Here is a 7,180-nt window from a genome sequence, read left to right on the forward strand (position 1 = left end):
TGCCAAGCGATGGCGGGGTCGGCCCGCACCCGCTGGACCACGTCGGCGATGCGTGCGTCGAGCACGCGCGAAGACAAGGATTGGCCCAAGACGAGGCGATCGAGTTGCGCGTCCAGTCCGCAGGCCCGCGCTGCGGCATCGACCTGCCATTTCGCCAATTCGGCCCCGGACAGCCCCAACAAGCGCTCGCGCCAGGCGTCGAGACCGTTCAACGTGGGAGCCGCCAGCGAACGCGGCAAGGGATCAGGCCAGGCCGAGAACTCGGGCTCAACCAGGTAACACAGCACCGGCCCATGGCTGACGGCAACCTGATGCGTCACCCCCGGAGGCAGCACCAGGGTGTCGCCCCGCCCTTCCTCTTCAGCACAAGCGCCCGCCCCCGCTTGCCCGATTGCCCACCTCAAACGCCCCTTGAGGCCGGCATAGCAGACGGTGGCACCGAACACCCGGGGAAGCGGCTGCCCCAGCGGTCCGCAGTAGAGAACGCGGTCGGGCGAGGTGTACAGGAAGGCAGCGGACGGCATGGCTGCACGATAACCGCTTGCGCGGGTTCGGCCGCGCGCGAGACACGGCGGCATGCCCTGCTCAGGGCGCAAACGCCTTCGTTGACTCCCGCCGGCGAAGGCATCACCTGCGCAATCCATCCTCCGCGATCACCCGTGCCACGTTGCGCTCGGCCAGCGCCGCGATGGTCACGAACGGGTTCACACCCACCGAGCCTGGCACCAGCGAGCCGTCCATCACGTACAGGCCGGGGTGCCCCTTGACGCGCCCGAAGTCATCGGTGACACGGCCCAGCAAGCAGCCGCCCAACGGGTGGTAAGTGAAGTCGTCTGACACCACCTTGCCACCACCGAACAAGTCAGTGCGGTAGATCGTGCCCTGCTTGCGGTTGATGACGTCAAGCAACGCGCGCAAGTCTTGAACGCTTTTGGCGTTCTGCTCGCGGCGCCAGTCCAGGCTGACCTGGCCCGTGGCCGCGCTGTAGCGGAAGGTCGCGCGCTCGGGGTTTTTCGTCACGCCCAGGTACATGCTCACCCAGTTCTCGAAGCCCGTCGGCAACGGCGTGATCTCGGCGAACACGGGTCGCGTCGGGTGGTCCCAGTCGTCGATGCCCATCAGCGGCATGGTGCTTTGCAACTTGCCTGTGGGCGACCACAGGTGGTTGGCACGTGCGGCCATCACATTGCCGTTGTGGCCCCAGCCGCGGCCCACCTCGGCGTTGAGCTGTGGCAGGTCGCCCGTGTCGCGTGCCTTGACCAACAGCTCGCTGGTGCCCAGGCTGCCAGCGCCCATGAACAAGCTCTGACAACTGAGTTGCACATCCGCCAGCACGTTGCCACGATCGTCGATCTCGCGAACATCGAGCAGGTAACCGCCTTGTGCATTCACCCGAATGCGTCGCACCTGCTGCAGGGTGTAGATCGTCACGCGGCCGGTGCCCACGGCATCGGCCAGGTAGGTCTTGTCCAGGCTGCGCTTGCCGTGGTGGTTGCCGTAGATCACCTCCTGGGCCAAGGCCGAGCGGGGCACCCGGTTCTGCTCTTCCTGCGCGAGGTGGTTCACGTCGTAGACCGTGGGCACGAACATGGTCTTGAAGCCCGACTGGTGCGCCTGGTCACGCGCCACGCGCGCGAAACGGTAGGCGGCCGACGACTCGAACCACGCCGGGTCCACGTGGTTGACGCCCAGCACCGAGTTGGCCAGCGGGAACCAGCGCTGGTACATCTCGCCCGCATCGACCTGAGGCAAGATCTCTTCGAAGTAACTGCGCTTGGGCGTGACCGCCATCGAGCCGTTGACCAGCGAGCCCCCACCCACGCCACGCCCCACGTAGACCGAGATGCCGGGAAAGTTGACGCGGTCCAGCACACCGGCGTAACGATCGATGTTGCGGTTGATGACGTCCAGGCCCAGGAAGGAGCTGACCGGGGCTTCGGTGCGCGACTTGAACCACATGGCGCGCCCGTCAGCAGCCGTGGTCTTGGCGAAGAGGCGGCCATCGGCTGAAGGCTGTGTCCACAGGCGGCCCATTTCGAGCATGACCACGGGCACGCCGGCCTGGGCCAGGCGCAGGGCAGCGACCGCGCCACCATAGCCGGTGCCGATCACCACGGCAGGCAACCGGCCTTGTTGCGCGAGTTGGCCCAGCGGCATCGCCGGCTTGGCCAGGTTGGGGTCGAAGCGTTGGTCGCGGTTGGGGATGGCTGCGCCAGCGGCCACCGCGTTGAGCCCGAAGGCAGGCAAGGATGAAGCGGCAGCGGCCTGCAAGGCAGCGTGGCCCAGGAAACGGCGACGGGTTAGGCTCATGGCGAATCGATCCAAATACAACGAGACCCATTCAACCCGATTCGTCTGCGCGTCAGGCTACCCAAAACCCGCCGCAAGGCGCATCGATCCCACAGCGCCACCTGAACGCGGGAGGCCTCACAGCCCCGCGTCGCAAGGGAAACACCGAGGTTGGCGTGAGATGGCCCTGGACGCCGGTGCATCAGCGCACGCTCAGGGCCTGGCCTTGATCAGCGCGAGCACCTGCCGAAAGGCGGGGTGCTCGCAAGAGCGCAGCCACTCGAAGGCCACCATCTCGGCGGACACCAGGGTCACACCCGCCTGCTGCATGCGCTCCAGGGCCGCCCGCTTGTCTTCAGGCCTGCGGCTGCCACAGGCTTCGGCCACCACGAAGGCCTGGATGCCAGCCTGCTGGATCTCCAGCGCGGTCTGCAGGAGGCAGACATGGGTTTCGCAGCCGGCCAGCACCACCTGCTGCGCACGGGGCGCCAGCGAGATCAACTCGGCCAGCAGCCCATCGGCCACGGCACTGAAGTGCGCCTTCGACAAGGTGCGGTCGCAAAGTTCGCTCACGCGAGGGTCGTTGGGGCCCAGCGAGAGCGGGTTCTGCTCGGTGCCCAGCACCGGCACGCCCAGCTCACGGGCCACGCGCGCCAGGAAGACGGCGTTGTCCACCACGCGCTCGGCATCGTGGATCACCGGCATCAGGCGGGACTGGAAGTCCACCAGGACGAGGGCGCTTCGGTTGCGGTCCAGCAGCATGGCGGGATCTTAGTGCCTGCTGCCGAGGCACGTGGAGTGCACCACATGGGGGGCTCAAGCGACTGGCGCCGCCATGACTGGCAAGAAAAAAGCACCTGGCCTTTCGGCTCAGGTGCTTGATTTCTGGTGGGCGGTGCAGGGTTCGAACCTGCGACCCCTGCCGTGTGAAGGCAGTGCTCTACCGCTGAGCTAACCGCCCGAAACTGGTTTCGGGACTTCGGGTCCACCTGCTGACTGTTTTGTGCGTTGCCGCCTTCAGCAATCAGCGAAGACCAAGACTATACCACACCTTCGAGCTTTCTCCAAACACACTCACCGCCAGCAGCTTTGTCGAGATCCTGCAACGCCTTGTCAAAGGCTTCGGCCTCTTCGGGTGTTGGCGCCAGCACAGGCAGCTCGAAGGCGCTGAAGTCCACCGCCACGGCTTCGACCGTGCCGCCCATGCCATCGCCCTCACCCGCGTCGGCGTCCATCAGCAGGGCGTCCTGGCCCCGCGTCATGTTGATGTAGACCTCGGCCAGCAGCTCGGCGTCCATCAGCGCGCCGTGCAGCGTGCGGTGGGTGTTGTCCACCTCCAGGCGGCGGCACAGCGCGTCCAGCGAGTTGCTTTTACCCGGGAACATCTCGCGGGCCATGATCAGGCTGTCGATGACGCCCGCCACGTGGTCGCGGAACTTGCCCTTGCCCAGGCGCTTGAGCTCGGCGTCGAGGAAGCCGATGTCGAAGGCCGCGTTGTGGATGATGACCTCGGCACCACGGCAGTACTCGACGATCTCGTCGGCCAGCGATGCGAACAGCGGTTTGTCAGCCAGGAATTCGTCGGTCAGGCCGTGGATGCGCACGGCGTCTTCGTGGTTGGGACGCTCGGGGTTGAAGTAGTGGTGCAGGTGCCGGCCGGTCAGGCGCCGGTTGACCATCTCCACACAACCGATTTCGATGATGCGGTCGCCGGACTCGGGGCTCAGGCCGGTGGTTTCGGTGTCGAGGAAGATCTGACGTGTCATGTCGGTGATGAGGCAGGCGCCGGGCCGCCCCAAGCCTGCCGCTCCCCCTCGGGGGGACGCGAGCAAAGCGAGCTTGGGGGTCAGTGATTCTCGCGGGCGTGGTTGATCGTGTACTTCGGGATCTCGACCGTCAGGTCCTGACCGGCCACGATGGCCTGGCAGCTCAGGCGCGAGTTGGGCTCCAGGCCCCAGGCGCGGTCGAGCAGGTCTTCTTCGGTCTCTTCGATTTCATTGAGGCTGTTGAAGCCCTGGCGCACGATGACGTGGCAGGTGGTGCAGGCCGCGCTCATGTCGCAGGCGTGCTCGATCTCGATGTGGTTGTCGAGCAGGGCTTCGCAGATGCTGGTGCCGGGCGCGACCTGGATCTCGGTGCCCTGCGGGCACAGCGTGGCGTGGGGCAGGATCTTGATGACGGGCATGGTGGGGCTTCGTGTGGGGCTCTGGGGCGGTCGAGGGCGTTGAAGCGCCTTGTCAGATCTGATCAAGCGTGCGGCCCGCCAGCGCCTGGCGGATGCCGCGGTTCATGCGCTCGGCGGCGAAGTACTCGGTGCCATCGGCCAGGGCCTTGGTGGCGGCTTCGAGCGCGACCAGGTCACCCCGGTCGCAGCGCTGGCCGATCTGGGCCATGAGCTGATCGATCTCGGCACGTTGTTCGGCGCTCAGCAGGTCGCCATCGGCAGCCAGGGCGGTGCGCGTGGCCTCAAGCATGCGCTCGGCTTCGACGCGGGCCTCGCGCAGGGCGCGGTCCTTCATGTCCTCGGCGGCGGTGGTGAAGCCTTCGCGCAGCATGTGGGCCACCTGCTCGTCGCTCAGGCCATAGCTGGGCTTGACGACGACCGAGGCCTCGACACCCGAGAGCTGCTCTTTCGCCGACACGCTCAGCAGGCCATCGGCATCGACCTGGAAGCTCACGCGGATGCGCGCGGCGCCAGCGGCCATCGGCGGGATGCCGCGCAGCTCGAAGCGCGCCAGCGAGCGGCAGTGCTCGACCTGCTCGCGCTCGCCCTGCACCACGTGCACGGCCAGGGCGGTCTGCCCGTCCTTGAAGGTGGTGAAGTCTTGCGCGCGGGCCGATGGGATCGGGGTGTTGCGCGGGATGATGCGCTCGACCAGGCCACCCATGGTTTCCAGGCCCAGCGACAGCGGCAGCACGTCGAGCAGCAGCAGCTCACCGTTGACGTTGTTGCCCGCGAGCTGGTTGGCCTGGATGGCCGCGCCCAGCGCCACGACTTCATCGGGGTTGAGGTCGGTCAGCGGGGCCTGGCCGAAGAAGGCGCCCACGGCGTCGCGCACGGCGGGCATGCGGGTGGAGCCGCCCACCATGACCACGCCCTTGACCTCGTCGGGCTTGACCTTGGCGTCGCGCAGCACGCGCTTGACCGAAGCCAGCGTCTTGTCGATGAGCGGCTTGGCCAACTCGTTCAGGCGCTCACGCGTGATGGTGGTCGAGACCATGCCACCCGACAGCGCACACGAGAAATGCACGCTGCCATCGGTGGACAGCTTTTCCTTGGCGCGGCGGGCCGCGACCAGCACGGCGCGCTTGTCCTGCGGTGTGACGGCTTCCATGCGGGCGTCGGCCAGGGCCGCGTCGGCCAGCACGTGGTCGATGTCGTCGCCGCCCAGGGCCGAGTCACCGCCCGTGGCCACGACCTCGAACACACCACGGCTGAGCTGCAGCATCGAGATGTCGAAGGTGCCGCCACCCAGGTCGTAGATGGCGTAGAGGCCCTCGGAGCCATTGTCCAGTCCGTAGGCGATGGCAGCGGCCGTGGGCTCGTTGAGCAGGCGCAGCACGTTGATGCCGGCCATCTGGGCCGCGTCTTTCGTGGCCTGGCGCTGGGCGTCGTCGAAGTAGGCGGGCACCGTGATGACGGCACCGAACAGGTCGTCGTTGAAGGTGTCTTCGGCGCGCTGGCGCAGGCTGGCCAGGATCTCGGCCGAGACCTCGACCGGCGACTTCACACCGTCCACGGTCTTGACGCCGACCATGCCGGGCTGGTCTTCGAACTGGTAGGGCAGCTTGCCGGCGTCGGGCAGATCAGCCAGGCGGCGGCCCATGAAGCGCTTGACCGACACCACCGTGTTGAGCGGGTCCTCGGCCTGGGCATGCAGCGCATCGAAGCCGATCTGGCGGCGCGTGCGACCTTGCGCATCGACCAGGTAGCGCACGGCCGAAGGCAGGATCACGCGGCCTTGTTCATCGGGCAGGCATTCGGCGGCGCCATTGCGCACGGCGGCCACCAGCGAATGCGTGGTGCCCAGGTCGATGCCGACGGCGATGCGGCGCTGGTGCGGGTCGGGCGACTGCCCGGGTTCGGAAATTTGCAGCAGGGCCATGCGTCAGGCGCCTTCCTCGTCTTCGTAGCGTTGCATGCGGGTGTCGACTTCTTCCAGCAGGCGATCGATGAACATGAGCGCCCTCACCTCCTGCGCAGCTTGGGCGGCCTGCGCCGCCTGGGCCGTGCCATCGGTGTGCGCGGCCGCACCATCGAGCAGCTCACCCACGCGGGCCAGCCGGGCGCGGCGCTGAGCCGTCACCTCGGTCGACAAAGCCTCGACCTCGGCCGCATTGCCCGCTTCTTCCAGGGCCTCGCGCCACGTCATCTGTTGCATCAGGAAGTCGCTGGGCATGGCGGTGTTGTCGTGCGCCTGCACCTGGGCACCCGCGAGCTCGCACAAATAGGCGGCGCGCTTGAGCGGGTCTTTCAGGCGCTGGTGCGCCTCGTTGACGCGCACCGCCCACTGCATGGCCAGGCGCTGGGAGGCCCCCCCCTCGGCGGCAAAGCGGTCGGGGTGGACCTTGGCCTGCAGCGCCTTCCAGGCGTTGTCCAGCAGGGCGCGCTCCAGCGCAAAACGGCGCGGCAGGCCCAGCAAGGTGAAGTCGTCGGCGTCGATGTTCATGGTCGGTCAAAGTGCGAAACCCCACCGGGGGGGCGGGGCTTCGTTCGACGCAAGGTGTGTGCCTTGGCGCGTCGTGCGGGGCGGCGCGAGGCCCTCCCCGAGCGCGGATGCTCAGATGCGGAAGGATTCCCCACAACCGCAACGATCGCGCTCGTTGGGATTGTTGAATTTGAAGCCTTCGTTGAGGCCCTCGCGCACGAAGTCCAGCTCGGTGCCATCGA

General features: G+C 67.3%; 8 protein-coding genes and 1 tRNA gene. All 9 read right to left on the reverse strand.

The features are described 5' to 3' along the window. Positions 1 to 524 (reverse strand): hypothetical protein (locus B2W70_RS07025; RefSeq protein WP_286744190.1); only part of this gene is annotated, 524 nt, incomplete at its 3' end. Positions 525 to 627: 103 nt separating this feature from the next. Further along, the gene (locus B2W70_RS07030) at positions 628 to 2,310 is read right to left on the reverse strand and encodes a GMC oxidoreductase (RefSeq protein WP_286744192.1); all 1,683 of its coding nucleotides are present in this window, start codon (positions 2,308 to 2,310) and stop codon (positions 628 to 630) included. 192 nt (positions 2,311 to 2,502) lie between these two features. Continuing rightward, entirely contained in the window at positions 2,503 to 3,051 is a 549-nt protein-coding gene (locus tag B2W70_RS07035; RefSeq protein ID WP_286744194.1) for an isochorismatase family protein, read from the reverse strand. Between the two features lie 124 nt (positions 3,052 to 3,175). Then, positions 3,176 to 3,250 (reverse strand) — tRNA-Val (locus B2W70_RS07040). Positions 3,251 to 3,329: 79 nt separating this feature from the next. Continuing rightward, on the reverse strand, positions 3,330 to 4,055 hold the full coding sequence (gene dnaQ, locus B2W70_RS07045; protein ID WP_286744196.1) for a DNA polymerase III subunit epsilon: 726 nt from the start codon (positions 4,053 to 4,055) through the stop codon (positions 3,330 to 3,332). A gap of 80 nt (positions 4,056 to 4,135) precedes the next feature. Beyond that, complete coding sequence (fdx, locus tag B2W70_RS07050; protein WP_286744199.1) at positions 4,136 to 4,474, reverse strand: ISC system 2Fe-2S type ferredoxin; 339 nt, start codon at positions 4,472 to 4,474, stop codon at positions 4,136 to 4,138. Positions 4,475 to 4,526: 52 nt separating this feature from the next. Beyond that, positions 4,527 to 6,395 carry a Fe-S protein assembly chaperone HscA gene (gene hscA / locus B2W70_RS07055; RefSeq protein ID WP_286744201.1) on the reverse strand — a complete coding sequence of 623 codons (1,869 nt, stop codon included), beginning with the start codon at positions 6,393 to 6,395 and terminating at the stop codon, positions 4,527 to 4,529. Positions 6,396 to 6,398: 3 nt separating this feature from the next. After that, complete coding sequence (hscB, locus tag B2W70_RS07060) at positions 6,399 to 6,959, reverse strand: Fe-S protein assembly co-chaperone HscB (protein ID WP_286744203.1); 561 nt, start codon at positions 6,957 to 6,959, stop codon at positions 6,399 to 6,401. 111 nt (positions 6,960 to 7,070) lie between these two features. Beyond that, a partial coding sequence (locus tag B2W70_RS07065; RefSeq protein ID WP_414631035.1) for a HesB/IscA family protein occupies positions 7,071 to 7,180 on the reverse strand: 110 nt, incomplete at its 5' end.

Origin of the sequence: Aquabacterium sp. UBA2148 (genome assembly GCF_002328915.1) — a bacterium.
Classification (GTDB): Bacteria; Pseudomonadota; Gammaproteobacteria; order Burkholderiales; family Burkholderiaceae_C; genus Aquabacterium; species Aquabacterium parvum.